At 42.3% G+C, this 25,174-nt stretch carries 20 protein-coding genes and 2 tRNA genes; 10 read left to right on the plus strand and 12 right to left on the minus strand.

The window, feature by feature from the left end:
- Positions 1-7: 7 nt before the first annotated feature.
- From HYN43_RS13320 to HYN43_RS13330, 3 genes are read right to left on the minus strand one after another with little or no spacing between them, the layout of a single operon-like run.
- On the minus strand, positions 8-517 hold the full coding sequence (locus tag HYN43_RS13320; protein ID WP_162996453.1) for a hypothetical protein: 510 nt from the start codon (positions 515-517) through the stop codon (positions 8-10).
- A 43-nt stretch (positions 518-560) separates the two neighbouring features.
- Positions 561-1,088, minus strand: coding sequence for a hypothetical protein (locus HYN43_RS13325; protein WP_162996454.1), 528 nt, complete (start codon positions 1,086-1,088; stop codon positions 561-563).
- A 7-nt stretch (positions 1,089-1,095) separates the two neighbouring features.
- Positions 1,096-2,688 (minus strand): hypothetical protein, encoded by a 1,593-nt coding sequence (locus HYN43_RS13330; protein WP_162996455.1) that lies wholly within the window; start codon positions 2,686-2,688, stop codon positions 1,096-1,098.
- 271 nt (positions 2,689-2,959) lie between these two features.
- On the opposite strand from HYN43_RS13330, the gene HYN43_RS13335 reads away from it, so the two are divergent.
- Both HYN43_RS13335 and HYN43_RS13340 read left to right on the plus strand, forming a co-directional pair.
- On the plus strand, positions 2,960-4,090 hold the full coding sequence (locus tag HYN43_RS13335; RefSeq protein ID WP_119411231.1) for an acyltransferase family protein: 1,131 nt from the start codon (positions 2,960-2,962) through the stop codon (positions 4,088-4,090).
- A gap of 626 nt (positions 4,091-4,716) precedes the next feature.
- Positions 4,717-6,711 (plus strand): ATP-binding protein, encoded by a 1,995-nt coding sequence (locus tag HYN43_RS13340; protein WP_119409817.1) that lies wholly within the window; start codon positions 4,717-4,719, stop codon positions 6,709-6,711.
- Positions 6,712-6,778: 67 nt separating this feature from the next.
- Here HYN43_RS13340 and HYN43_RS13345 read toward each other — a convergent pair whose 3' ends face one another.
- Entirely contained in the window at positions 6,779-8,770 is a 1,992-nt protein-coding gene (locus HYN43_RS13345) for a glycoside hydrolase family 127 protein (RefSeq protein ID WP_119409818.1), read from the minus strand.
- A 548-nt stretch (positions 8,771-9,318) separates the two neighbouring features.
- Between HYN43_RS13345 and HYN43_RS13350 the strand changes: the two genes are divergently transcribed.
- Positions 9,319-10,218, plus strand: coding sequence for a toll/interleukin-1 receptor domain-containing protein (locus HYN43_RS13350; protein WP_119409819.1), 900 nt, complete (start codon positions 9,319-9,321; stop codon positions 10,216-10,218).
- A gap of 8 nt (positions 10,219-10,226) precedes the next feature.
- Positions 10,227-11,096 (plus strand): toll/interleukin-1 receptor domain-containing protein, encoded by an 870-nt coding sequence (locus HYN43_RS13355; RefSeq protein WP_119409820.1) that lies wholly within the window; start codon positions 10,227-10,229, stop codon positions 11,094-11,096.
- A 177-nt stretch (positions 11,097-11,273) separates the two neighbouring features.
- Here HYN43_RS13355 and ppsA read toward each other — a convergent pair whose 3' ends face one another.
- The 3 genes from ppsA to HYN43_RS13370 all read right to left on the minus strand — a co-directional run bounded on the left by ppsA (position 11,274) and on the right by HYN43_RS13370 (position 16,339).
- Complete coding sequence (gene ppsA / locus HYN43_RS13360) at positions 11,274-13,901, minus strand: phosphoenolpyruvate synthase (protein WP_119409821.1); 2,628 nt, start codon at positions 13,899-13,901, stop codon at positions 11,274-11,276.
- Positions 13,902-14,108: 207 nt separating this feature from the next.
- A complete protein-coding gene (locus tag HYN43_RS13365; protein WP_162996456.1) occupies positions 14,109-15,566 on the minus strand; it encodes a hypothetical protein in 1,458 nt (485 codons plus the stop codon).
- Between the two features lie 11 nt (positions 15,567-15,577).
- Positions 15,578-16,339, minus strand: coding sequence for a hypothetical protein (locus HYN43_RS13370; RefSeq protein ID WP_119409823.1), 762 nt, complete (start codon positions 16,337-16,339; stop codon positions 15,578-15,580).
- Positions 16,340-16,506: 167 nt separating this feature from the next.
- Between HYN43_RS13370 and HYN43_RS13375 the strand changes: the two genes are divergently transcribed.
- Genes HYN43_RS13375 through HYN43_RS13390 form a run of 4 tightly spaced genes read left to right on the plus strand, consistent with a single transcriptional unit; the run spans position 16,507 to position 19,013 of the window.
- Positions 16,507-16,944: a hypothetical protein gene (locus tag HYN43_RS13375; RefSeq protein ID WP_119409824.1), complete on the plus strand. Its 438-nt coding sequence runs from the start codon at positions 16,507-16,509 to the stop codon at positions 16,942-16,944.
- Positions 16,945-16,952: 8 nt separating this feature from the next.
- Positions 16,953-17,609, plus strand: a complete 657-nt coding sequence (locus tag HYN43_RS13380; protein ID WP_121540043.1) for a hypothetical protein — start codon at positions 16,953-16,955, stop codon at positions 17,607-17,609.
- Positions 17,576-18,394, plus strand: coding sequence for a sensor histidine kinase (locus HYN43_RS13385; protein WP_119409826.1), 819 nt, complete (start codon positions 17,576-17,578; stop codon positions 18,392-18,394). Before HYN43_RS13380 ends, HYN43_RS13385 begins: the two co-directional genes overlap by 34 nt.
- Entirely contained in the window at positions 18,375-19,013 is a 639-nt protein-coding gene (locus tag HYN43_RS13390; protein ID WP_119409827.1) for a response regulator transcription factor, read from the plus strand. The genes HYN43_RS13385 and HYN43_RS13390 overlap by 20 nt, the downstream gene beginning before the upstream one ends.
- A gap of 10 nt (positions 19,014-19,023) precedes the next feature.
- Here the strand turns inward: HYN43_RS13390 and HYN43_RS30965 are convergent, their stop codons facing one another.
- Complete coding sequence (locus tag HYN43_RS30965) at positions 19,024-19,185, minus strand: leucine-rich repeat domain-containing protein (RefSeq protein ID WP_425373713.1); 162 nt, start codon at positions 19,183-19,185, stop codon at positions 19,024-19,026.
- Entirely contained in the window at positions 19,173-19,532 is a 360-nt protein-coding gene (locus HYN43_RS30970; RefSeq protein ID WP_425373714.1) for a hypothetical protein, read from the minus strand. The genes HYN43_RS30965 and HYN43_RS30970 overlap by 13 nt, the downstream gene beginning before the upstream one ends.
- A gap of 82 nt (positions 19,533-19,614) precedes the next feature.
- On the opposite strand from HYN43_RS30970, the gene istA reads away from it, so the two are divergent.
- Both istA and istB read left to right on the plus strand, forming a co-directional pair.
- The gene (gene istA / locus HYN43_RS13405; RefSeq protein WP_245446919.1) at positions 19,615-21,144 is read left to right on the plus strand and encodes an IS21 family transposase; all 1,530 of its coding nucleotides are present in this window, start codon (positions 19,615-19,617) and stop codon (positions 21,142-21,144) included.
- Between the two features lie 20 nt (positions 21,145-21,164).
- Entirely contained in the window at positions 21,165-21,926 is a 762-nt protein-coding gene (gene istB / locus HYN43_RS13410) for an IS21-like element helper ATPase IstB (protein ID WP_119407387.1), read from the plus strand.
- A 1,847-nt stretch (positions 21,927-23,773) separates the two neighbouring features.
- Here istB and HYN43_RS13420 read toward each other — a convergent pair.
- The 3 genes from HYN43_RS13420 to HYN43_RS13430 all read right to left on the minus strand — a co-directional run bounded on the left by HYN43_RS13420 (position 23,774) and on the right by HYN43_RS13430 (position 25,091).
- Entirely contained in the window at positions 23,774-24,556 is a 783-nt protein-coding gene (locus HYN43_RS13420; RefSeq protein ID WP_119409831.1) for a hypothetical protein, read from the minus strand.
- A gap of 124 nt (positions 24,557-24,680) precedes the next feature.
- Positions 24,681-24,767, minus strand: a tRNA-Ser gene (locus HYN43_RS13425).
- 237 nt (positions 24,768-25,004) lie between these two features.
- Positions 25,005-25,091 (minus strand) — tRNA-Ser (locus tag HYN43_RS13430).
- Between the last annotated feature and the right edge of the window lie 83 nt (positions 25,092-25,174).

A 25,174-nucleotide genomic window follows, 5' to 3' on the forward strand; every position in this document is an offset into this window, starting at 1 on the left:
ATATTCCTCACATATTTCCTTTTGCCAATACCTGTACAAACACTGGTGTCATCATAATAGCTTCTCCTTCAAAATCCCGTTTATCAAATTTTAGATATGATTCCAGGTATTTATTTGCATAATGATTCTCAGACTTCGGTTGTAAGGGCTCAAAACTTACCGGTATCAATAATGATAAATATTCGTATGATTTTTCTTTGGCATATCTGCCAAAAGTCGCCTTAATATCGTGCGTCTGGAGCTTATCATTCCACGCTTTAACAAAAGCAGAATCGGCACTATCTGAAAATCTCATATCAGATACTCTCCCGTCCCAAGTGATATCTACTTTTAATACAGTAAAAGTTGGAGTTTTTGTTTCCCAATAAGTAGGATTATAAAATGTACCATAAATGAAATTATTAATTTCAAGGTACAAGCTGTCTGCTGCCGTACGTTTGAACTTACTTTTCTGAATTGTTTTGATATCGTTATTGAGTTTTACCTGAGCATTTAGTGACGCTGCTACAAAAAGCAAAATCAATGATGATAATAGCACCTTTTTTTCATTTCATTCTTATTTACCTCTCTCCTTTTGCTAACACACGTATAAAAATTGGCGGCATCATAATAGCCTTTCCTTCAAAATCTTTATTGTTGAACCTCATATATGATTCAATATAGTTATTGGTGTAATGTTTATCAGAATCAGGAAGTCGCGGTTCAAAGCTTACAGGAATTAACAGGGATAAATCTTTGTACCCTTTTATTTTTGCATACTTTTCAAGCGTTGCTCTATCATTATGCCATTTTTTTCTGTTTTCAAAAGCCTTAACAAAAGTCGAATCCGCGCTATCTGAAAATCGCATATCTGTTACTTTGCAAGTTGCATCAAAATTAATTTTCAACACAGCGAACGTTGGTGTAGTTACAGACATATATGATGGATTGTAAAAACTGCTGTAAACGGTAGAAGAAAACTCGTTGTAAAGGCTATCAGATAATAAATGTTTATACTTGCCCTCACCCAATATTCTGTCCTGCGCTTTAGTTTTGACTGATAAACAACATAAGGCTAAAAGAAAGATATATATTATAAAGTTTTTCATATTAGATTTATTTACATCTCGAACCTAACGATCCAACAGAGTAAGCCAATTGAGTAGCGGCGTAGTCACCGGAGAGCTTCATATCTCTTGCAACAGTGTAAAGAAAGGTTGTCGTTTGGTCAAGCCCTCCTAAAGATAAGTTTTTTGCATCATTCGATGATAAACCAGGAAACATTTGCATCAACGATGCACTCATTTTAGTAACATAATCGATGATTATATTTTCATGTTGATTTTTAGGGTCAACTCCTTTAGCCTGCAAGTAGGCATGTAATGCCTCATGCATTATAACGGTTGCAACAAATTGTTGCGAATAACCAGGGAGTTCATTTTTATTTAATTGAATCTCTATATTTAAATTTCCAAATGAATCGAAGCCGCCGTTCATTTCGGTATGGCCCTCTGTTCCGGACGCAAGTGATACATTGTCAACAAACTTCAGATTTAATTTTTCAGTTCCCCCAAATACATCTTTTATAAGACTGTTTATTTGGGTATTCACTCCAGAAATTATTGTGGCATCTACCATTTTTTTTAAGCAAGGATTTGTAACATTGTTGGTGACAATCGTAGTCACAGGCGGCAAATTAACCACCGCAGGCGGCGGACAAGGAATAGGATTTGCCGGAGGCGGAAAACCTCCGTCATCAATAGGCGCTACCTTTTGGGTTTGCAAGCTGTTTATCTTAACCGTTTTTACCGCATCATTATTATAAGGTATATTACATTGCGGGGTATTTGGAGGATTGGTAGTGCTGCTGCCACCGCCACCGCCTCCACCGCCGCCGCCTAAGTTGCCGCCAACCCCGCTGCTGCCATTTCCTGATTCATCGTCAATAGTGGTAGTGGTGCAATAAGTGGCTATTACGGTAGTGGCTACAAGCTGGCCGTTATAATAGGTTTTTTGAATAAAATCCTGGCAGGTTCTTACGGTTGTCACCGTGTTGGTTTTAATGTTTTGTACGGTTGGGTCGCCCTCGGTTTCGCTTGTCTGGCCTGGAGGTAAATACCCGGATATAACACCGTTTTTATAAAACCAGCCGTTTACATATTTACCCTGCGGCGTGCTGTATATCACAATGCCGGTAAAGTCGGCATCGTGTTTATTATAGCTGTTTAATTTAAGCCCATCTGGCTTGCTTTTTATATAGGCCGAATCGGCTATAATGGTCATGATATAGGCACTGTACCTATCAAACTTATTGAGCAGTAAAAACCAGCTGCGGCTGTATTTATTATTATAAATAAGGCCCGCGTTGTTTGATAAATCAAAATTAAGCCGGTCGTCCTTATCTATAGGCAGCTCGATAACATCGTCGTCATAACGGGTGTAATTTTTTGATTGGCTCCAGTCGGGGTTTACCAGTTGGCTTAAATCCGGGTTGCCGATTGTTGAGAGTGTGCTTGTTTTGGAAACCGATGGATAAGCATTTTCATACCAGTTTTTGGCTTTTAATACAGCAGGACTGACGATATCTGTATTTTTGTTAGTTCGATTCTCCTTTTTACAGCTGTAAACAATAATTATTAAACATATAGCAAAAAACAAAAATAACAGGTTCTTTATAGTGAAATAATGCCTGGCGGTTAACCTTTTCATTTGTTTATCGGTTTTGGTTAACCAAATATTAAAATAATATTTCAAACAACAAAACAGGATTAATATTTATTTTTTTATTACAACAATAATAATTTCTCTATCACTAATCGCCTCTGATATTCCATTTAAATCCCCGTCCCCCCAACAAATGAAACAAAACCTCGAAAGATTGATACGTTTTAACCACCCGTTAAAAACCAAAACCATCATATTTGGTAACCGGACTTAGTGTTATCTTAACACGTTGAGCCCGGCAACCAATTATAGCAACATGCAACAAACAAGTGTATTGCCGGCGGCGCTGCAATCAAGGCAGCATTTTCCAATTTTAGATGGCCTGAGGGGCGTGGCAGCCATTGCCGTTGTCATTTTCCACTTTATGGAAATTGCCGTGCCCGATTATCATCAAAGCTTTATAGCCCATGCCTACCTCGCTGTCGATTTCTTTTTTTGCCTCTCGGGTTTTGTAATAGCTTATGCTTATGATGAGCGCCTAAAGCAGATTGGTGTATGGCGTTTTATCAGGCTCCGGCTTATCCGTCTGCATCCGCTGGTTGTTATCGGTTCGGTTATCGGGCTGGTAGCCTTCGTGTTTGATCCTTTTAATGATCTTTATGATACTTATGCCACCAAAACCTTCGGCATGTTTGTGGCTTCGTGCCTCATGATTCCCTACCCGCTGGTACACGAGCGGTATTTTAACCTGTTTCACCTTAATCCGCCAACCTGGAGCTTGTTTTGGGAGTACATTGCCAATGTGTTTTATGCGCTGGTACTGGTGAAGATCAGCAATAAAATATTATGGGCTTTGGCGCTTGTTGCAACGGCACTGCTGTGTTTTGAGGCCAACCGTGCGGGCTACCTTGGCGTGGGCTGGGGAGGCGATAGTTTTGCGGGCGGCGGCATCAGGGTTTTCTATTCGTTTATAGCCGGCATCCTGGTTTACCGCTCTGGCTCGGTTATTAAATCAAGGGCCGGTTTCGCCGGCATCAGCATATTGCTGCTGCTTGTTTTCATGATCCCCTTTGCCGAAAAAACCAACCCTTATGTTGATTGTGCCGCGGCCATAATCCTGTTCCCGCTGCTGGTAGCCTTTGGTGCGGGTGCGGTACTAAAACCGGCTTATGCGGCTATTTGCAAATTTTCGGGCGAGATCTCCTACCCGCTTTACATGATCCATTATCCATTCATCTGGCTTTTTATGAGTTGGGTTGAACTGAAAAAGCCATCGCTAAACCAAATGACTATTGTTATTTTATTTGGCGTGCCCCTGCTTATTGCCCTGGCATACACTATTATGATATGGCTGGACCTCCCCATCCGCAAATACCTCAAATTAAAAATGGAAAAGGAAGAAGCAGAAGACGCCAAAGAAGCAGCACTCGAAAAACGAAGCAATTAACGTATGCCCCCCTCACACAAAGTCACCAGGGAAATCGCTTTTAAAACACGTGGCTCCTGTGGAGCCGGAAAATCTCTATTCATTTGCTATAAACACGATACCCCGCTGGGGTGTTTTTATAACTCCATTACGAGTTTTGTGTTTATAGCAATATTCAGTACCTATGAATGGCTCCATGGGGGCCTCGTGTAATCCGACTTGTTTCAAAAGCGATTTCCCCGACAAAGTCACAAACAACCACAAAAACACTTTGCGTCTTAGCTTACTTTGCGTGCTTGCAGTTAAGAGATTAGTGATTGGAGAACAGAGATTAGTCCTTTGCGTCTCAGCATCTTTGCGAACTTAAAAATCCCGGGGATTCAACCTCCAACAATCCACAAAAACCTTCGCGCCTTTGCGTGCTAAAAAAACCCACCAAAACAATAGCGACTTAAAACCCAAAACAACTCAACCTGCACAAAAAAACTTTGCGCCTCAGCATCTCCGTGTTCCTAAAAATCTCTCACCAAAACAATACCAACTTAAAACCTAAAAACAGTTTAATCCACCTAAACAAAACATCAACATTATTGTAATATTTAATACCTTGCGCAATTATTTTTGCAAGGCTTCCCCGAATAATTACAATGGATAACTCGCCGTACCTGTTAACTGATAAGCAACTGATTGAAGTGCTTTGTATGACCCAATCTCCCACAGCCGTACACGTTTCGGAAGATGCCGTTATACAGGCCGCCAATGATGCCATGATCAATGTTTGGGGTAAAGACCGCAGCGTAATAGGCAAAAGCCTTGCCGATGCGCTGCCCGAACTTAAAGGCCAGCCCTTTATTGATATGTTTAAACGGGTTTGGAACGAAGGCATCACCTTTACGGGTACCGACACACCTGCCAACCTTGTGGTTAATGGTGAACTGCAAACCTTTTATTTTGATTTTGAATACAAGCCTATTAAGGATGGCAACGGAAAAACCTACGCCATACTACATACTGCCAACGATGTAACCGAACGCTATCTCGGCCGTCACCGCGAACAGCATCTCATTGAAGAACTTACCGCCACCAACGAAGAACTTACCGCAGCCAACGAAGAAGTGCGGGCCAGCAATGAAGAACTGGCTGCCATTAACGAAGAGCTACAGGCCATAACCGAAGAATTAAGGCTATCTGAAGAGTTTTTACAAAATGCCAACAACGAACTAAGCGCAAGCGAAAACCGTTTCAGGCAGCTGATAGCGCAGGCACCGGTTGGTATTTGCCTGATAGGCGCCCATGATTTTATGGTACAGGAAGTGAACAATGCTTACCTGCAGCTGGTTGGCCGGCCGCGTGAGTTTTTTGAAGGCCGCACCATATGGCAAATTGTACCCGAAGCCGAGCAAACCTACGCTCCTATCATGAACGGGGTTATTGAAACGGGCATAGCCTACGCCGCCAACGAGCACAGGCTGATCCTTTCGCGCGCAGGTGCCGATGAGGAGGTACTGGTTAATTTTGTATACGAACCCATTTTGGGCCAGGACGGACAGGTGAGCGCCATTATGGTACTGGCTATTGAAGTTACCGATATGGTAACCGCCCGTAAAAAAATTGAACAGGCCGAAGAACGCAGCCGCCTGGCTGTAGACGCCGCCGGCATTGGCATATTTGACCTCGACCTGCAAACAGGGATCCCGGTTGTTTCGGGGAAATTTAACGAGATTTTTGATCTGGACAGCCCTCCGGGTAAAGATACCATCGAACCGCTTATTCACCCCGACGACCGGCAGACCAGGGCAGATGCCCACGCAGAGGCATTGCAAAGCGGGCAATTGTTTTACGAAGCGAGGCTGTGGCATCAAAACGGCCCCATCCGCTGGGTTAGGGCGCAGGGCAAAGTGTTTTATAAAAGCGATAATGCGCCCGATCGCATCCTGGGTACGGTGCTGGATATTACAGCCTACAAAGAGTTACAGCAACAAAAGGACGATTTTATCAGTATTGCCAGTCACGAACTGAAAACGCCGATCACCAGCCTGAAAGCATCGCTGCAACTGATGGACAGGATAAAGGACAAGTCCGAGCAAACGATGATCCCTAAGCTGATCATGCAATCGCGCAAAAGTGTTGAGCGGGTTAGTGCATTGGTGGAGGATTTGCTTAATGTAAGCCGTTTACAGCAATCGGATATCCGGCTTAATAAAAGTCATTTTATACTGTCGCAACTGGTTAATGCGGTGGCCAACCCCATCAGCATCATCGCCAAACATAAAATTATTATAACCGGCAACCTGGAGCTACAGGTTTACGCCGATGAGCACCGTATTGACCAGGTACTCACCAATTTTTTAAACAATGCCGTTAAATACGCCCCCTCATCCGAAACTATCGAGGTGGATATCCATACCGCCGAAGACTATGTAACCGTATCAGTTACCGATTATGGCCCCGGTATTCCTTTCGAAAAACAGCAGCACCTGTTTGATCGCTATTATCGTGTCGATCCTTCGGGCCACCAGGGATCTGGCCTGGGGCTGGGGCTTTATATCTGCGAGGAAATCATCACCCGCCATAACGGCAGCATTGGCGTTAACAGCGTAGAAGGTAAAGGCAGTACGTTTTGGTTCAGGTTGCCATTGTAATAACCAAAAGTAGTGCCACCGTATTGTATTAATGGCGGCACCACTTTTGGCAGCTCAGTTTGAGATTTTACTTAGCCGCAAACTCCTTATTCATTAAATTTTGCGGAAACCATACCGTCATTTCACCCTTGCCGCGGTTGGCCCATGAGTAGTATGGGATAGCGGTAAAGTTTGTTTTTTTAAGATTGTTGTTCAGGCCATCCTTACGCATTACCTGCGCTTTAAGTACCATTACACCGTTTAAAAAGTCCTTCTCGAAAACAGGTTTAAATTTGGTGTTATAAGGGATCACGATATCGCTTACCTTACCATTGTTATCCTTCCATTCGCCGCAGTACATCATGGGGCCGCGTTGCAGGGCAAGGCGGTTGCTATCTACCTTAAGGTTTTTATCGGCCACAACTTCTTTAACTTCCATTGGCAGGTTCACCTGTACCTGGTCGCCTTTTTTCCAAACGCGGTTCAATACAGCGTAGCCATTTTTAAGCTGATACTTTACCACAGCACCATTTACCTTAATGGTTACGGGCTGCGCTTGTTTGTTACGGAAGGCATAAAGATTTGAGGGGATAGCCTGCGCACGTGCCCAGCCCGGAATCCTTACCAGCATATTGAAGCGTTTAGGTGCTTCGGACGATACATTAAGCGAGAGCAAACCATTCCAGGGGTAATTGTTGGTTTGGCTTAGGTTAACCGTGGTATGATCATACTGTAAACTCGCCGATCCGCTAATGAACAGGTTAACGTAAACATTATCATCTTTTTTTGCGTAGATGTAACCCGGTAACGACGACAGAAACCTAACCATATTGGTAGGGCAGCACGAACACTCAAACCAACCCGACCGCGCCGGCTCGAGCGATGAGTGTGTAAAGCCATCGGTAACCTGCATGGCATTGGTATAAAAAAATGATTTACCATCAAGTCCAACGCCAGAGATGAGTCCGTTATAAAGAATTTTCTCCATCAGGTCGATATATTTCGAATCGCCGTGAAGCAAAAACATGCGCTGGTTCCAGTAAACGTTGCCAATGGCTGCGCAGGTTTCGTTATAGGCCGTAGTGTTAGGCAATTCGTAGTCGTCGCCAAATCTTTCGCCGTCGGGGATAGCACCTATCCCACCTTGTACATAAATCTTTTTGCTCACCATCTGGTTCCAGATGTGGTCAATGGCGTCCATATATTTTTTATCGCCTGTGAGTGCGGCAACATCGGCCATACCCGAGTACAGGTACATGGCGCGTACGGCATGGCCTTCGGGTGTTTCCTGTTCGGTAACCGGCATATCATCCTGCCAGTACATGCCGTTTTTCCATGGGTTGCTATCGGTTTTATCGTACCGGCGTTTGCCGCGTTGGTCGATAAAAAATTTGGCCAGGGTTAAATAATCAGTTTTGCCGGTTATGCGGTACAGGCGCACCAGGCCCATCTCTACAATTTCATGTCCCGGAGCTACGTGCAACTTGCCATCGCCAAAGGTTTTCACCAGCAGGTCGGCATTTTTCAAAGCTATATTTAAAAAATTGCGTTTGCCGGTGGCGAGGTAATGTGCGCTGGCCGCTTCAAATAAGTGCCCTGAATTGTATAACTCATGGCTCGACTCATTTTCTTTTACCCAACGCTGGCTACCCGACCACGGGTGCGGGTTCAGCGGATCAATAGTACGGGCCGTATACAGGTAACCATCTGGTTCCTGGGCTTTAGCTACCACAGCCACCAGCGAATCCACATATCTATCCAACTTAGCATCCGGGTGCACAGCCATCGAATATGAGGCCCCTTCGATAGTTTTGTAAATATCGGTGTCATCAAACGGAAACTTGGTGCAAAACTTGCCTGTACGGGTGGCGGCCATCTCGAAGTTTTTAACGCGGCCGGTGTTTTCGCAGCGCGCAAATGATGCCGGGATAGTAACGGTGCGATTAGTTTCAACGCGGGGCAACCAAAAATGGTCGTTCAGTTTTACATCGGTAAAGGGTACGGGTTTTATGGGGTAGTCTTTAACCTGGGCTGTAGCCGTGCCGGCTGCTAAGCCAAGCACCAGTATCAATTGCTTCATAATCTTGTTTATCCGGTTTAAAATTGAAGGTTAAGGTAGATAAAAAACTATGATTGTGAAATTAACACTTAATTTTTTTGATAGATTTTTTTCTTAAGAACAACAAGTTAGGCTAAGTGGTAAATAAATATTATGATTGGCCAAAAAAGGAACAATCTATTTCTCTTCGTATTTTTAATTCTTTGATACTATTTTAAAAACTCTATTTATCAGAGTTACACATATCTGATAATTGCGATATCTCAAAGTAACTTTCTGAAAACAGCAGACTACATTTAAGGCAAAATACGAACCAAACGCATGAGTTTTACGCCCAATCTTCTTTAATTATTCAAAGGCTTAAATGCAAAATATTTTAAAAAAGTCTGCTTTCCTTTAGTAAAGTTACTTATCTTTAAATGAGACATTTATTAAAATATTTTCGATTAAAGTAATAAAAAAAGAGAAACTTTTTTATTAAAATCAAGATGTTTTGCTGAGCATTTCTTAGCAAAATTAGTGCTTTGTAATTATAACCAATCATTGATGCTAACCTAACCTTATCAAAAATGAAATATGATATATTCTTATCTTATGCCACAGAGGAGAAAGAAAAAATTGCACGACCATTAGCCATTGCGTTATCAGAACTTGATTATAAGGTATGGTTTGATGCTAACGTCATGAGTATCGGAGACTCTATTAAGAAAACAATTGACGACGGCATCCTCAATTCTAACTATGGAATAATAATTATATCCAAATCCTATCTGAGTAAACATTGGACAACTTACGAATTGAATTGGTTTGCTGCTAAAGAGAAATTAGGAGTTAAAAACTACATCATTCCGATTTGGCACGAAATAAGGCCAAATGAGATAGAATCATTTTTAATATCGCTGGATAATAGTTTAAAACAATATAATGAGTCGCTACCAGCTATAGTGATTGAGGTATTGAAAAACTTTGTAAATAATTTTGATATAACAACTGAAGATATAGCCGATGTATTGGCAAATAAAATAAAAGCTATAATTAACAAGCCAGCAGTTAACAAAGTTATCAATAATATAACTGAAGAAGAAGAAAATGTAATATTAAAAGCTGCCTATACAATAGAATTATATAATGAATGGCATTGGCCTAATTTTAAGAAAAGTATAAAATATACTACGGAATGGATTACGGCTAACAAGTTAAACAATATCACAATGATTCCACTATCTGAAGTTGAAGATAGGGGCGGGATATTAGAATACCATGTTTTTGAAATAATCCATTTTTATGAAAAGTGGGCATTATTATCAAAAGCAAAAGTTATTAATGTGGATCAAATATTTATGTTACTTGGTGAATACTCATCTTTTTTTGAAGAAAATTTAATTTCCCCTCTGTTGAAAACACCAGAAAAAAACGAGGATTTTAAAAACCTACTACACTTGATAAAAACAGAGTTATTAAACAAATAGTATAATTGATGAAATATGATGCATTTATTTGCTTTGCCCCGGAAGATAAAGAAGGTATAGCTTTACCAATTGCCGATGGGCTAAAAAAAATAGGATATGAAATTCGCCCTGATGAATTTTTATCGGAAGATAACGAAGCGATTCGAATAAAAATTGAAAATGGATTAAAGGATTCACACTTCGGAATTATTATTTTAAGTGAGGTTTTCATGCAAATGATTTCCTCAAAGTCAGACCTTGACACCTTTCTTATCCGACAAAATGTTTCAGGAGAGAAAATCTTATTACCGGTATGGCATAACGTTACTCCAGGCATTATTGAAAAATATTCAGTTTCACTTACCGATAGAGTGTACGCGATAACTAATATTGGGTTAGATTCTGTAATCGCCAGTTTGGCAAGTGTTATGTTATCTCCTATTAACATCGCATCAAGCGGATCAGAAAGAAGGCATGAGATTCAGAAAATCATGACAAAGCCAAAATATACAATGAATTTATATAACGAGTGGCATTCAGATCTGATAAGGGAAAGTAGGATTGCTGTAAGTGCCTGGGTTAGGCGGCTTGAAAACAATCAAAAAGAAATGCCCAATTTATCAGATTTGAGAAACGAACGCGATATAATAGTAAACCATATCGACAGGCTATTAATCTATTATGATCAATGGGCAATATTTGCGAAGGAAGAAAAAATAGATAATGATTTAATTTTAAAACTTCTCAGTTCATACCTGGCGTGGTATTATAAAATTTTTATACTTCCTTTGAGTTTAGCTAATCAGACAGACAATGAGTTTACTCATAGACTGAATATTATTAAGAACGAAGTATTTACCAATCAGATGTTTAAATATAATTCTCTTCAATTCGACTAATAGATCATTTTAAAAGATGATCAATAAAAAATTTAAACTCTAAAACAATTAAATAAAGATGTATTTAAAACGAAAATCCGACCATCCGCTCCTACTTGATAAATAAGCGATCAAAGCAGCCCCAAGCTCTTTTTCATTTGATAATTTATGCTCTTATTACATAATCTCGAGTCACAACTACAATATCTCCACATATCCGTCCATCCCGTTCACCCTTATCCGTTGCCCATCCGCAATCAGCTTAGTCGCATTCTCTACCCCTACAACTGCCGGCAGCCCATATTCGCGGGCTATTACCGCCCCGTGTGTCATCAGGCCGCCAACTTCGGTTACCAGGCCTTTTATGGATACAAACAACGGAGTCCAGCTGGGGTCGGTAAATACAGTTACCAGGATATCTCCTTCTTCCAGGCTGGCATCGGCCATGTTTAATATTACACGTGCCCTGCCCTCAATAATACCGGCAGAAACCGGTAATCCTATCAAGGCCTTTTCAGGCAGGTTTTCTCTTTGATATTTACCCGTAATAATTTCACCATCGGAGGTGATAACCCGTGGTGGATTTAATTTTTCGTGTATTTTATGCTCTTCTTTCCGGGTACCAATAAGGGATTGATCTATCTTATTAAGATGTACCGCTTCGCGAAATTCCTGAAAAGAGAGATAATACACGTCTTCTTTTTTTTCAATAAACTTAGCCCTTACCAGTTTTTCGGCTTCGCGCAGCAGAGCCTGCTTATAAACCCAAAGGCGGCTAACTATACAGTATTTAGGATATTCGCGATAACCTGCAAAATCACGAAGCTGGTTGATCATTTGCCCGGCTTCTTCCGCTTTTTTATCTCCATCCGGCAGTTGCCTCAAACTATTCAATAATTCCTGTTTCTTGTTCAATGCTTCCTGTAATCCCTTCTCAAATTTGCGGCTGCCTGCGCCTGGCTCAAAATTTTTGATATTGCCAAGAATGATGGGCAAAAGCAATTTGGGGCTTTCGCTCCATCGTGTTTGGGTAATATCAATTTCTCCTGCGCAACGCATGCCGTATTTTTGCAGATAAGCCATGATAGCATTGCGGGTTTCTTCACCGCCTTTAAATTTTGGCAATTCATCCAAAAAACTATCATCCTGTACCACCTGCAAATGAGCAATTACTTCCGGGTACGGGCGGATTACATCGGCCACATCCAGTAACGCCAGCCCCATTTCGGAAGTTACATTGTTAGCCTGCGATTGAGAGAGCTTATCGGCCGTATTTTTTTCACCCAGCCATTCCATCATTTTTTCATTGATCCAGGTTGAAGCATTGATGCCGGCCATAATAGCAGCCATGTTTTGCGGTCCGAATAAATCCTGCCTCATGTGCTGTAGATCCTTAACTATAAAATCAAACAGATCGGTTCCTGATTTGCTTTGAATCTCTTGTTTTAAGGCTCCAACCGATGCTTCATTACTTTCAATCAGATCAGGAATCATAGCAGGGTCGGCTTTCGCCGACACGGGAGGTACCGTAGGATGAGTTTCATTATTCCCTTTACCGGCATCCCCGCTATCATCCGGCAATAGTTTTATAAAATCATCCTGCTCAATAAGTGTAACAAGTGCATCTTTTATCAACGGATCATGCTGCCCCATGGCTTTCAGCAGCATTTGCCGCCCGGTAGCCAACTTCAGGCTATCCGCAACATCAACAAATAACCGGCCACCTGCCTTATACATAGGCCGGGCGGCTGTTAGCTGCCATAACGATAAGCCCAATGGCCGCATGGCATCCGTCATCATTTGCTGATGCCCTACAGATATATAAACATGTTTTTCCTGATCATTTGCGTCGGGTATGGGATATAAAGTGGTTATGGGCCGGCTTTGTACAATATAAAACACACCATCGGCCAAGCACCATTCAATATCCTGCGGGCAGCCAAAATGTTGTTCAATCTTCCGGCCGATATGTTCAAGCTTTAAAATCTCTTCATCGCTAAGCACCTGGACATTTTGCCGTTCAGGTTCAATTTGCTGTTGTTGGGTACCGCCAGCTTTTACTGCATAAACCGCCAGCTTTTTTAAGGGGATGTTTTTGCCGGTAATAGTACCATTGCGAACTTTATAGTTATCGGCATTTACCAGGCCGGAAACCATAGCTTCACCAAGCCCGTAAACTGCATCAATAGAAACTATCTTCCGGTTTGAAGTAACGGGATCGGCAGTGAACAGTACGCCGGCAGCCTGAGGGAAAACCATTTTTTGTACCACCACGGCCAATTGAACCTTACTATGATCAAAACCGTTTTGAATGCGGTACATAATTGCCCTTTCGGTAAATAGCGAGGCCCAACACTTGCTGATGTGCTTAAGGATAGCCTCCCTGCCTATAATGTTCAGATAGGTATCCTGTTGCCCTGCAAAGGATGCTGTTGGTAAATCCTCGGCCGTTGCGCTCGATCTGATTGCAAAAGCGTCTTCTGCATCAAATTTTGTAAGATGTGCTATGATATCCGCTTCAATCGCTGATGGGATAAAAGCGTCTTCAATATGCTTACGTATTTCAGCACCTAACTCATTTATTTTAGTACGGTCGGCAGCATTTAATGATGATAACTGTTCAAACAAACTGTCAAGTACCGGCAATGTTCCAATTATGGCATTGAAAGCCCCCGTTAAAACGCAAAAGCCATCCGGCACATTAACTCCTTCAATCCGGGATAGCTCGCCCAGGTTAGCGCTCTTGCCCCCTGCTATTGCAAGTTGTGTTTTATCGAGATGATGAAAATCTGAAATAAAGGCGGTTGCATTATGGTTACCTGTCATATAAATAGTGGCTTGTAATTGCTTAAGATATCAGCACTGTAGGATTGATTTACAGTATTTACAAGCCAAATATATTTATGTGCAAACGCTTAAAACGGCTTTTTGAAGTATATTTTTTCAGGCAGACTATCAGGGTGCTTTTTGCGTTATATAGCAAAAAGCGCCCAAACAAAACAGCCAAAAATCAAGATAAAGCCTGCGATTTTACTAATCGAGGTTATAGGTAAAATCAAATAAACCGAATACATTGCCGCCTTTAGGATCCCATTTCAGGCTTAACTTAAGCCAGGGCGATGAAGGCAGCCTGCCTCTCAACGATGAATTGAAGTAAAACCTGCTTTTATCCTGCCCGGCTATGTAACTGCTGCCGGTAGCCCGGTCCAGTTCTGCCAGTGCGTTAAACTCAACCAACGACTTTGTTCCGTCGGATAAAAGCGACCAGTTATAACCAGCCTTAAGGGCAATGATATTTCGTTTGAAATTCCTGATCGCGCCTGTCCTGTCGTTGCTGCTCAGCGTATCAGAAAGAGACGCAGTTATTTGACCATAGCCTTTTGAGTTGATTCCGCCCGGGCCGTAAACAAAATTGAAAGATGTTACGTGGCTTGATAAGATATTACCACTGCCATGGGTATACAGATAACCAAAAGTTGCCAGCGGCTGCCGGCCAATGTAATGCAGCACACTGTTATAATCGTCAAATATTTTTTTATTTAACTCAAGTAAGGTTGATACCCTTAACGTATCATGTAAATAAGGATTTTCGGCCACCCTCGCATTAATAAACTGTCCCAGGCTTATTGTTTCATCATCAGTTACTAAAGCCCTAAACTTTAATGGTGATTTCCCATAGCTGCCGAAGTATTCATTCAATCCTGCCCCAATTGTTTCGGAGATCAGCGCCCTTACAAAAATGCTATCTGCTTTTCTCACTGATTCGCTCAGGGGCGATTTCATTTTAATTTCGGCATCAACCTGGCTTAACAAAATATTTAACGCCTGCTGATTTAAGCGACCATCATAAATTAATCCAGGCACCCTATTATTAATAGCCGCTTTTGCTTTTGCTGTATCCACAGAATTACCTGAAGAATACAGGCTTTGTAAATATGATAAGATTTGGGGCTCAACCCGCTGCTGCACAATAGGTAATATTCGTCCCAATGCCTCTGAAAGAATCATACTTTCATGGTAAAATGGCTTAACATATAATGAATCGATTTTGGCTCTGGCTACATCATTACGTTTTAACACGTTGTAATTTGCACCTATCTGAAAGCTTTTTACCGAAAAATCTTTATCCGCCCCTATCGACCCAACTAACTCACCGTTTCGCTGCCAACTCGTAGAGTCAAATTTGGTATTATCATATTTATGCGGGTTGCTATTCAAGGCAAACCAGTTCAACTTCAGCTGCAAACCGTTTTCGTTGGTTGTTATGTTCTTTGCGGCTATCTGCAGGTAATTTGTCAATACATCCTGCAAGGTTCCTGTGCTTGTAATATGGCCGCTTATCATTGCTGCATTTCGCTGGTCCTTATATTGCTTCAGTATGTTCTGCGAAGTGCTATCCGCTTTAGCTGGTGCGTTTATATTTCCGCGCTCCTGCGCCATTGAAACAATAGTTAATAGTGTACCTATGGCACAAAGAAGTATCTTTTTCATTGCTAATAAGTTTAGGTTACAATCATGGTTTGAATATTGGGCCAGATAATACCAGGCCCGTACGAATGTGGCGCGTTACTGATAACGCTTCCGGAAATTGACAACACAATGCCGCCACCAGGCCCGTTAGAGCTACTGCCCGAAATGATATAATTCAAGGCACCCTGGGGAAGATCAAGAGTTTTTGTTCCGCTGTTGGAAAAAATGAGCTCTCCGAGTCCGTTTTCAAAAAGAACGGTTAACTGGCCGCTGCCTCCCGAAAAGGCAGCTTCAAAATTGATGGTTTTCAGTTCCGATTCAGTCTTTGCACCTACAATATTAAAGGCTTTCAGGCCGTTACCTGCAAACCTGAACTCATCGGATTTTTTTAGTGTATTGAATTTTTCCTGTGTCTTTTTTTCAGCCCCTATATCCTTTATTGCTTTGGCAAAGCCAAGCAGGTTAGTCCAGATTGCAGAGCCTCCTGAAGCCATAATTGCGATTATGAAAAAAGGAATACCCTTATTCATGTCGTTAGGATCCAGGCTCAGGTGGCCCCACAGGTTGGCTGGGCTATCCAGAAAAGATGCGCCAACCCAGGACACTGCGAATGCAATCAGCATAACGATGGCTTTACGGATTAATTCAGTCTTAGAGTTTTCTGCACTCACATCCGGCGGTTGCGGACCCGCGAGAAACGGGATTATGGTTTTTAAAAAAGTTACCAGCCTTTCGCTGGCCAGGCTTATCGCCAGTACTACCGAGATAAGCTTCATGATAATTGTAAGTTCCATTGCTTTATGTTTTTTTACACAAAATTGGCCGATGGGCAAGCGGGAACACAGGGGGTAAAATGAAAATTAAAAGGGGTATTTTTCCCGGTATATAAAACCGTATTTATCACTATATTAGTGATATCAAACGCATATAATTTTGGCCTAAACAAATTATTTATCACATCATGATTTTACTACCAACACCCCCCATCGGAGAGATCAGCCAGGCTGATGCTCAGGAGATGGTAACGGCTTACAACGCCGCACAAAACGGACTGACAAAAAGCGTATGGTTCGGACTTGACCAAATTGAAGAACTTGTAAAGCGATTAAAGGACGAGCAAGCTGCAGGTTTCGGAACCGACGGCCTGCGGGTTTACTTTGCGCGATACACTGAGAATACAATACCTGAGGGTCAACGGCAATTCATAGGCAAAAACACAGTTGTGCTTGTTTCGACTAAAAAAGTTAAGGGGGAGAACGGAATCGAATTTCACGAAGACTACTTTGATGGGATTGAACCCAATCAAAAAAAGGTGGAAAAAACGATTAGTTCAAAAGACAGCCCACCTGAAAACAGGGGTGAATTATGCCAGCCACAATGTAACGGCACAAAACTTTAAGCTCAGGCATGGAAAGGTATATCACGGTAACCATTGTAATTGAACTACTTTGCTTCGTCGTATCCGTATATTTTTTGAGTAGAGACAAGAGCCCGATCTGGAAATCGGCCATCGTATTTCTTTTAATTACGGTGATAGTTGAAATTTTAGGACGACATTACAACATTACCAACCAGTTTAAAAAAAACAGCCAGATCTATAATCTGCTTACCATCCCCGAGTGCATGTTTATCAGCGGCATGTTTTACATGTGTCTCAGGGAATATAAAGTTAGCGGATGGTTGATGATAGCCGGTTTGGCGTTAGTTTTTGGCTTTTACCTTTCCGAAATTGCCCGGCACGGTATTTATGATTACATGAACACCACCACAACGCTTATGTCGGTGGTGTTCTCCTTCTACGGCTTTCTTTATTTATTTCTTTTAATAAGAGGTGACGATTACGTTGTGTTAAAAACGCATACCCCTTTTTGGTGGATCACCGGCTCGCTGATCTATTATTTTGGTGGTTTGGCGGTAGGGTTGCTCTTTTCGGTTTTAAACCTCAAAGGGCATTTAAATAGCCGCCTTTATACCTATATTTATATGGCCCTGAACATACTGATGTATGCATTCTGGAGCTATTCATTCAGATGCAGGTATCATCAACGCAAATCGAACAATTAGCGATATTAATTACGGCGGTTTTTATCCTCGCCCCTATAACGCTGATTCTTTTAGTTAGCCAATACAACCAGCGAAAGAGGAAACATGCAGACGAAACGATCAGGATGAAGCAGAATTTTGATACCGAAATAAGCAGGGTACGCGTAGAGGTGCATGAACAAACGCTGGAAACTGTTGGTGCCGATCTTCATGATCATATCGGTCAGCTTTTAAGCCTCACTAACCTAACGCTTAAATCAATAAATGAACAGAACCCCGAAAAAACGAGGGAGAAAATCGATTCGGCCATTTCGCTAACCAGTAAATCAATCCAGGAGCTGCGCCTGCTGGGCAAACTGTTACAGGGCGAACAAATGCTTAAAGACGGGCTCATCAATTCGGTTAAAAACGAAATTAAATGGCTCCAAAAATCAGAAACGGTAACCGTAGAAATCCTTTGCCCGGAACAGGAAGCTTTGCCCGGGCTGGATGCCAATAGTGAGCTGATGATATTCCGCATTTTCCAGGAATCTGTGAACAATATTATCAAACATGCCGAGGCAACGATTATCATGATTTCGATTGAATGTTCGGAAGATCTGCTTACATTAAAGATTAGTGATGACGGCTGCGGATTTGATGTTGAAGAAAAAACAAACGCATCCGGGCACATGGGTATCAGCAATATATTAAACCGCGCCGAACTCATCTGCGGAACTGCCGAAATATTAAGTATACCTGGCAAGGGCACTACAGTAACAATCAAAGTTCCCTATAAAAACAACAATGAGCACATCAACCATTAAAATAGGTATAGTAGATGATCACTTGCTTTTTCGTCGCGGCATGATTGCCCTGTTGCGCGAATATGCCGATATAGAAGTGGTTTGCGAAGCTGGAAACGGCAAACAGCTACAGGAATGCCTGGCGGCCGGCCGGATCCCGGATGTTGTTTTAATGGATGTAAATATGCCGGTGATGGATGGCTACGATACCACCTCCTGGCTCAAAACAAATTATCCTGATATAGCCGTACTTGCTTTAAGCATGTATGAAGACGACAAAAGCGTTATTAAAATGATAAAATGCGGCGCTGGAGGCTATGTATTGAAAGAATGCCATCCTGCCGAGTTAAAAGAAGCTGTAACCGCATTGAAACAACGCGGCGTTTACCTTAACGAACTGGTTTCGGGCAAAATGTACCGCTCATTTGCAAAACCGGCAGAAACCACGATCTCTCCAAAAGAAAGCGAGTTTTTGAAGCTATGTTGTTCTGACCTCACTTATAAAGAGATAGCAGATCTCATGTCCATCAGTCCAAGAACGGTGGATAATCACCGGGAGTCGCTATTCATGAAACTGCAGGTTAAATCGCGGGTAGGGCTTGTTTTATATGCTATCAAAAATAATGTAGTAAGCGTTTAGCAAACATATTTTATTTATCTCTTATACAATCCGGAAGTAATTCATGGATCCGCCTTATATTATCGGGCGATATCGGGTTACCATCTAAATAAAGCTTCTGAAGTTTTTTTAGCCGACCAATCCTATCAGGTATTGCTGTAATTTGATTGTTTTTGATATTTAGATACAACAACTTTTTAAAATTCCATATTGATGCAGGCAGTTCTTTAACGTTAGTTGAATGACCAGGTTCAGGAGTCTGAATAATTGATTTATCCCGGCAGGGATGATACCTAACCCGTTGGCAGAGGCATTTAAAGTACGGAGACTTTTGAGTTTCATGATAACGTCCGAAAAAGACGACAACTGATTTTTATCAATGTTCAAGATCCTAAGCGCCTGTAGGTTTTGAAATGTTGATGGAAGTTCACGCAAAGCATTATCTGGAGAATTCGCTGATATTGACCACCTGATTTCGGAGGAAACTGACCACCGATTCCGCGGGAAAGTGACCACCTGATTCCGCGGGAAAGTGACCACCCCGAACGAGCCACTTATGCTGTAGAAGCAGGCCTATTTTTGAGGTTTAACAACTTCACTAATGGCCAACACTACGATAAGCATGAGTAAGATAAGACAGATCCTAAGGATGTACAGCCAGGGCCGCAGCAAGCTATCGATAGCGGCCCAGTCCGGCGTGTCACGCAATACCGCAAAGAAGTACCTTGTTGCGTTCGATGCCAGCGGCTTTACGTTCGAAGAGATCAATACCCTTAATGATAAAGAGCTGGAGGACTTCTTTGGCAAAAGCAGTGAACGCCCCCCGGACAAGCGCATGGTGGCCCTGCAGCGCTGTTTCCCGCAGATAGATAAAGAGTTAAAGCGTGTCGGCATGAACCGCCGCATCCTGTGGGAAGCTTATATCAAAGAGTTCCCTGACGGGTTCAAGTACACCCAGTTCTGCTTTTATTACAACCAGTGGAAAGCCCGCGTGAACCCCACGATGCACCTGGATCATAAAGCCGGTGATAAGCTGTATGTGGACTTTGCCGGTGAAAAGCTAAGCATAACGGACAAGGATACCGGTGAGGTCATCGAGGCCGAGGTGTTCGTTGCTATCCTTGGTGCCAGTCAGCTAACTTACGTAGAAGCTGTGCTGAGCCAGCAGAAAGAAGACTTTATAGCAGCCTGCGAGAATGCCCTGCACTTTTATGGCGGCGTACCTGCCGCCATCGTTCCCGACAACCTGAAGGCTGCCGTTACCAAAAGCAACCGCTATGAGCCAACACTGAACGAGACCTTTGCCGACTTTGCCGACCATTACGGAACGACCATCTTACCAGCGAGGGCGTACCGCCCTCGCGACAAAGCACTGGTAGAAGGAGCTGTTAAGATCGTTTACAGCCGTATCTACGCACCTGTTCGCAAAGAGGCCTATCATACCCTTGCAGAACTGAACACAGCGGTCAAAGCCGCTTTAGAAGCACATAACAGCCAGCCGCTGAAAGGCCGCAATTACAGCAGAAAGCTCCAGTTCGAGGAGATAGAACGCCAGGCTCTCTCGCCATTACCGGCATTACGTTATGAGTTCAAACGGCAGCACCAGGCCACCGTAATGAAGAACGGGCATGTTTGTCTTGGTATCGACAAACACTACTACAGCGTACCGTACCGCTTCATCGGCAGGAAGGTCAAACTGCTGTATTCCCGCACCAACGTAGAGGTCTATTACCACTACGAACGCATTGCCATGCACAGGCGTATCAAAAGCCCTTACAGCTATACTACGGATAAAGACCACCTGGCTTCGACACACCGCTTTATGACCGAATGGACACCAGATAAGTTCCTGGAATGGGCGGCATCCATTCATGAGGATGTGAGGCTTTACATCCTGAAGATACTGGACCGGAAGCAACACCCGGAACAAGCTTACCGCTCCTGTATCGGTATCCTCAGCCTGGCGCGTAAGGCAGGTAACGAAAGGCTGGCCAGCGCTTGCAGGCGTGCACTCGGTTATGGCGTTTATAACTACAAGACCATACAGCAGATACTGGAGAACAAGATGGACAGCTACGAGGATAGCTTATTTGCTGACGAACTGCCTATGCCCAGCCATGACAATATCCGTGGAGAGAACTACTATAAATAACCATTAATAAATAGATCGATATGAACACGAACACCTTGGACAAACTTCGCAAGCTGAAGTTCTTTGGCATGTACCATGCCTTTAAAAGCTGCCTGGAAACGGGCCAGACCGCTGAATACACTACTGATGAACTGCTGGCCCACCTGGTAGAGGCCGAATGGGACGACCGGCAGAACAGGCGCATAGAGCGTACGATCATGTATGCTAAGTTCCGCTATAAGGCCTCGGTAGAGAACATCCACTACCATGCCGACCGTAGTATCGACCGCAATCAGGTAATGCGCCTGGCAGACTGCCACTTTATTGACCGGAATGAGAACCTGTTGATCACAGGCAGCACCGGTATCGGCAAAAGCTATATCGCTTCTGCTATCGGACACCAAGCCTGCATACTGGGTTACCGCGTGTTCTATGCCAGCACACCCAAGCTCTTTGCTAAGCTGAAGATGGCTAAGGCAGATGGTTCCTATATGAAGGATGTCGCCAAACTGGAACGCCAGCAACTACTGATCCTGGATGACTTCGGTATACAGCCTTTTGATGCGCAGAGCAGGGCTGCACTGATGGAGATCATTGAGGACAGGCACGGTAAAACGTCATTGATCATTACCTCTCAACTGCCGGTCAGTAAATGGTATGAGGTCATTGGTGAAAAGACGATCGCTGATGCTATCCTTGACCGTATCGTGCATGATGCGCACCGGATGGAACTTAAGGGAGAGTCGATGAGAAAAAGAAGGCCGGCAGAGCCCGAAAAAAGCTATCTGCAAAACACACTTTAAATAACTACTTTTGACAACGCTTCTACAGCGTTCGCTGCGCTCGTTCGCCAGCACTTTAGGTGGTCAATTTGCCACGGAATCACCTGGTCAACTTCTCCGTATTATACAGGCAATTAAATTGCCGAAGTAAATCAACTTAACGGCAACTCCGGCCATGAGGAGCCCCTAATTTTACTGAATACCATGCCTCACAAACTTTGTTAAGAGTTTGAAAAAGCTTTATAATAAAGCCACATTTTGTAGTGTTACTTTAAAATGTATATACTACTAAATAGGCATTTTATCGTATGTAATTATTTATAAATTTGCCACGACAATATTAAAAAGGGAGGGAGAGATTCATCCTAATATTGCAACAAACCTTATCAGAAGCCAGGTGCCGTTGGTAGCATAATTTAAAATGCCTTCCATCGCAAATCTCCCATCCAATGAAAGGTTGTTCAATGATTAGGATTTTGTGCCTGAAGAACTAAAACGACAGATAATTTTTTCGTAACGGAAATTTAATGCAGATTGTAACGTTTACTATCGCAAATACGTCTATATCTTAATTGCAAATAAAAAACTGGTTATTGTGATCCTTCTACATTATACTCAGCGTTTCTGCTACCTGTGGCATCGTTATTTAGGTTCGCATTAAAACCAGCCCTAAGATCCAGATTATCCCCTTTTAATGATATTTCCCTATAGTTCTTTTTATTTGTATTTTTTTATTAAAAAATGCAGTTTTAGTTAATAAATAATGCGCCGTACAGGGGCTGCGCATTGTTTTTTACATCTTTAAGCCGTCTATGCGGGATCTCATAAAATGAGTTTCCGGGTTTCACAATTTTCCTCACCGAAACCACAGCCATTAATCCATAATTAACACCCCTTTAAATTATTCCGCTTTGACAGATTTGCTTCATTTTGTTGACCGGTACCGGCGGAATTTTAATGTACGTATACTCACGCTGCTTATCAACAACAATATTTCGATAGTCGTATGCCCAGGCGAAATGTTTGTACCGTTTTCTTAGTTAGATTGGAAAGACAAAATGAAGCAGGGCAAGGCCAACGGCCTCCAGTTTGGCTGCGCCCGGAGTGGCGGCAAATGGCGCGGTTACATTGCCGATCTGCCCGACAGCCCTGGGCGGCTACGGGGCCGACGGCGGAAACCTGTTACAGGTGGGCGGGCGAGAACATCATTATACGCCCGCTTGAAAATTATTATAAACTTGTTGGGTTGATGCATAATGTACCGAAATAGTTTACTGTTTCTAATTGCAGCGACTATATCATAAACCAACATCGCAGCCTTTTTCCCGGCTTTTTGCTAAATTTCGACTTTTCAAACACCCACTTCGTGTTTTGCCAAAATATCACCTATAAACTGATTGTATTCCTCTCGCATTGGCAAATCAAGATCGGTATGCAATATTCGCTTGTCAACCCAAACCTGTTCATTGGTTTTAGGATTGCAAATGCCCTGCCTGAGCCAGATTTGAGATATCGCTCAAATTCATAAGCCCTGTATCTATCAGGATAAGAACAGCACCAAAGCAATTTAAGCGGGCGATGGGTTTTGTTGCCGGTACATATTTTTTTTCATGCCGGGTAAACCTCTCTTTTAGATTTACGGTACAGCCTATGTGGTGTTTCCGTTATTTAATTCGAAATATAAACGTGGTATCACATGGTAAAAAGGTTTGGTTGGAGGCTAAAATAGGAAAAGTCGGATAAATTATCCGGCTTCTCTTTTAAATTTTCTTCGGCGGGCGAAGGCGGGGTGAACGGGAATCTATTAGAACACCTTGATGGGATCTTGCTTATCATTATGGACATAAAAAAGTTTAATGATAGAATATTTATTTGTTTTTTGACCAAAATTTCCACCAAGGTATTTTTGATTCCTGAATATTTTTGTTGAGTCTATTTTCGATATTTTCTTCTTGAGACGTGGCTGGTTTTGATGTTACATCAGTTCCTTTTGATTCCTGACCGTTTTTGTCATACGTATTTTTAGTGTGTTCTATTTGAAAAGTAATAGGTTTTGATGTTGAGTCAACTTCCGTGCTAAAGATGAGTTCGTATTTAGTAATTCCGCTGTCTTTTATTAATTGTTGTGCAACTTCGTTATCTGGCAACGTTTCTTTCAGCTGAAACACACATTCTGTTTTTTTATTTTTTGAGAAGCCTTCAAAATTTTCTCTAATAAAATTGAGAACATATCCTGTATGATGCTCATGCATAGCCAGGTAACCTAAAAAGGACAATGCACATCCGCCAGTTATTTCATCTTTATCGTAAACTTTGCAGGCAGTATAATGAAGATTTTCGTTCGTAAATAACTTACCTATTGATATGCATAATTGGGAGGGCATCGGTAAGGGTTCTTCGTTCGTTGACAAAAAACTTTGACAATAATTAAATATTTCTGTTACCTGATTCAGATCTTCATTTTTGAATCGTTCCCTAAGGTCGGTTATAAGCTCTTTTAGTTTTGTTTCGTCTTTATTTTCTCCTACAATTTTCGCCGTTTTCAAGATGTCGTTAAGTAACGTATTGTTGATGCCTTGTTTAACGTTCTTGTGTTGCTGATCCAGGATTTCCTGAAATTGGTCTAAGGGATTTATCTTGTTTTCTTCCATGAAGTTATTAATTAAACTTAAAATCTCTGTGATCCAAGATAAGTAAAATAATATCTCCAGTTTTAATAAAGCGTAACTTAAAAACAAAGAAAAAAGGTTCGCAACTTGCGAACCTCTTGAGAAGCGGAGAGAGAGGGATTCGAACCCTCGGTACCGTTTCCAGTACGACAGTTTAGCAAACTGTTCCTTTCGGCCTCTCAGGCATCTCTCCGTTTACTTTATTTATGTTAGAGGGAATAAACGCGTTCCTTCAAAATAATAAAACCCAATACTTTGGGTCTTATATTTAAAATCATTCCAGATTTCATTAATCGTGTCCCCTGCGGGCGAAGCCCTCCTACGCAGCTACAACGGATTTCATCCGCCGTAGCCCGCTTCGGCGGGCGAAGATCACTTTCGCTTCCTACAGCGGACTGCGTCCGCCGTAGATCGCTTCAGCGATCGAAGGCGGAGAGAGAGGGATTCGAACCCTCGGTACCGTTTCCAGTACGACAGTTTAGCAAACTGTTCCTTTCGGCCTCTCAGGCATCTCTCCGTTACGCTTTGGTTAAGCTTTTGTTCCCTTTTTTCGGGGACTGCAAATATAGTAATTCAACTATCCCCTCAAAAAAAAATTAC

The sequence above is a fragment of the Mucilaginibacter celer genome, assembly GCF_003576455.2.
Taxonomy (GTDB): domain Bacteria; phylum Bacteroidota; class Bacteroidia; order Sphingobacteriales; family Sphingobacteriaceae; genus Mucilaginibacter; species Mucilaginibacter celer.

Excerpts from the sequence above, each read along its gene's own strand:
- HYN43_RS13325 (WP_162996454.1), bottom strand. The coding sequence starts at position 1,088 with ATGAAAAACTTTATAATATATATCTTTCTTTTAGCCTTATGTTGTTTA.
- HYN43_RS13330 (WP_162996455.1), bottom strand. The coding sequence starts at position 2,688 with ATGAAAAGGTTAACCGCCAGGCATTATTTCACTATAAAGAACCTGTTA.
- HYN43_RS13335 (WP_119411231.1), top strand. The coding sequence starts at position 2,960 with ATGCAACAAACAAGTGTATTGCCGGCGGCGCTGCAATCAAGGCAGCAT.
- HYN43_RS13340 (WP_119409817.1), top strand. The coding sequence starts at position 4,717 with ATGGATAACTCGCCGTACCTGTTAACTGATAAGCAACTGATTGAAGTG.
- HYN43_RS13345 (WP_119409818.1), bottom strand. The coding sequence starts at position 8,770 with ATGAAGCAATTGATACTGGTGCTTGGCTTAGCAGCCGGCACGGCTACA.
- HYN43_RS13350 (WP_119409819.1), top strand. The coding sequence starts at position 9,319 with ATGAAATATGATATATTCTTATCTTATGCCACAGAGGAGAAAGAAAAA.
- HYN43_RS13355 (WP_119409820.1), top strand. The coding sequence starts at position 10,227 with ATGAAATATGATGCATTTATTTGCTTTGCCCCGGAAGATAAAGAAGGT.
- ppsA (WP_119409821.1), bottom strand. The coding sequence starts at position 13,901 with ATGACAGGTAACCATAATGCAACCGCCTTTATTTCAGATTTTCATCAT.
- HYN43_RS13365 (WP_162996456.1), bottom strand. The coding sequence starts at position 15,566 with ATGAAAAAGATACTTCTTTGTGCCATAGGTACACTATTAACTATTGTT.
- HYN43_RS13370 (WP_119409823.1), bottom strand. The coding sequence starts at position 16,339 with ATGGAACTTACAATTATCATGAAGCTTATCTCGGTAGTACTGGCGATA.
- HYN43_RS13375 (WP_119409824.1), top strand. The coding sequence starts at position 16,507 with ATGATTTTACTACCAACACCCCCCATCGGAGAGATCAGCCAGGCTGAT.
- HYN43_RS13380 (WP_121540043.1), top strand. The coding sequence starts at position 16,953 with ATGGAAAGGTATATCACGGTAACCATTGTAATTGAACTACTTTGCTTC.
- HYN43_RS13385 (WP_119409826.1), top strand. The coding sequence starts at position 17,576 with ATGCAGGTATCATCAACGCAAATCGAACAATTAGCGATATTAATTACG.
- HYN43_RS13390 (WP_119409827.1), top strand. The coding sequence starts at position 18,375 with ATGAGCACATCAACCATTAAAATAGGTATAGTAGATGATCACTTGCTT.
- istA (WP_245446919.1), top strand. The coding sequence starts at position 19,615 with ATGAGTAAGATAAGACAGATCCTAAGGATGTACAGCCAGGGCCGCAGC.
- istB (WP_119407387.1), top strand. The coding sequence starts at position 21,165 with ATGAACACGAACACCTTGGACAAACTTCGCAAGCTGAAGTTCTTTGGC.
- HYN43_RS13420 (WP_119409831.1), bottom strand. The coding sequence starts at position 24,556 with ATGGAAGAAAACAAGATAAATCCCTTAGACCAATTTCAGGAAATCCTG.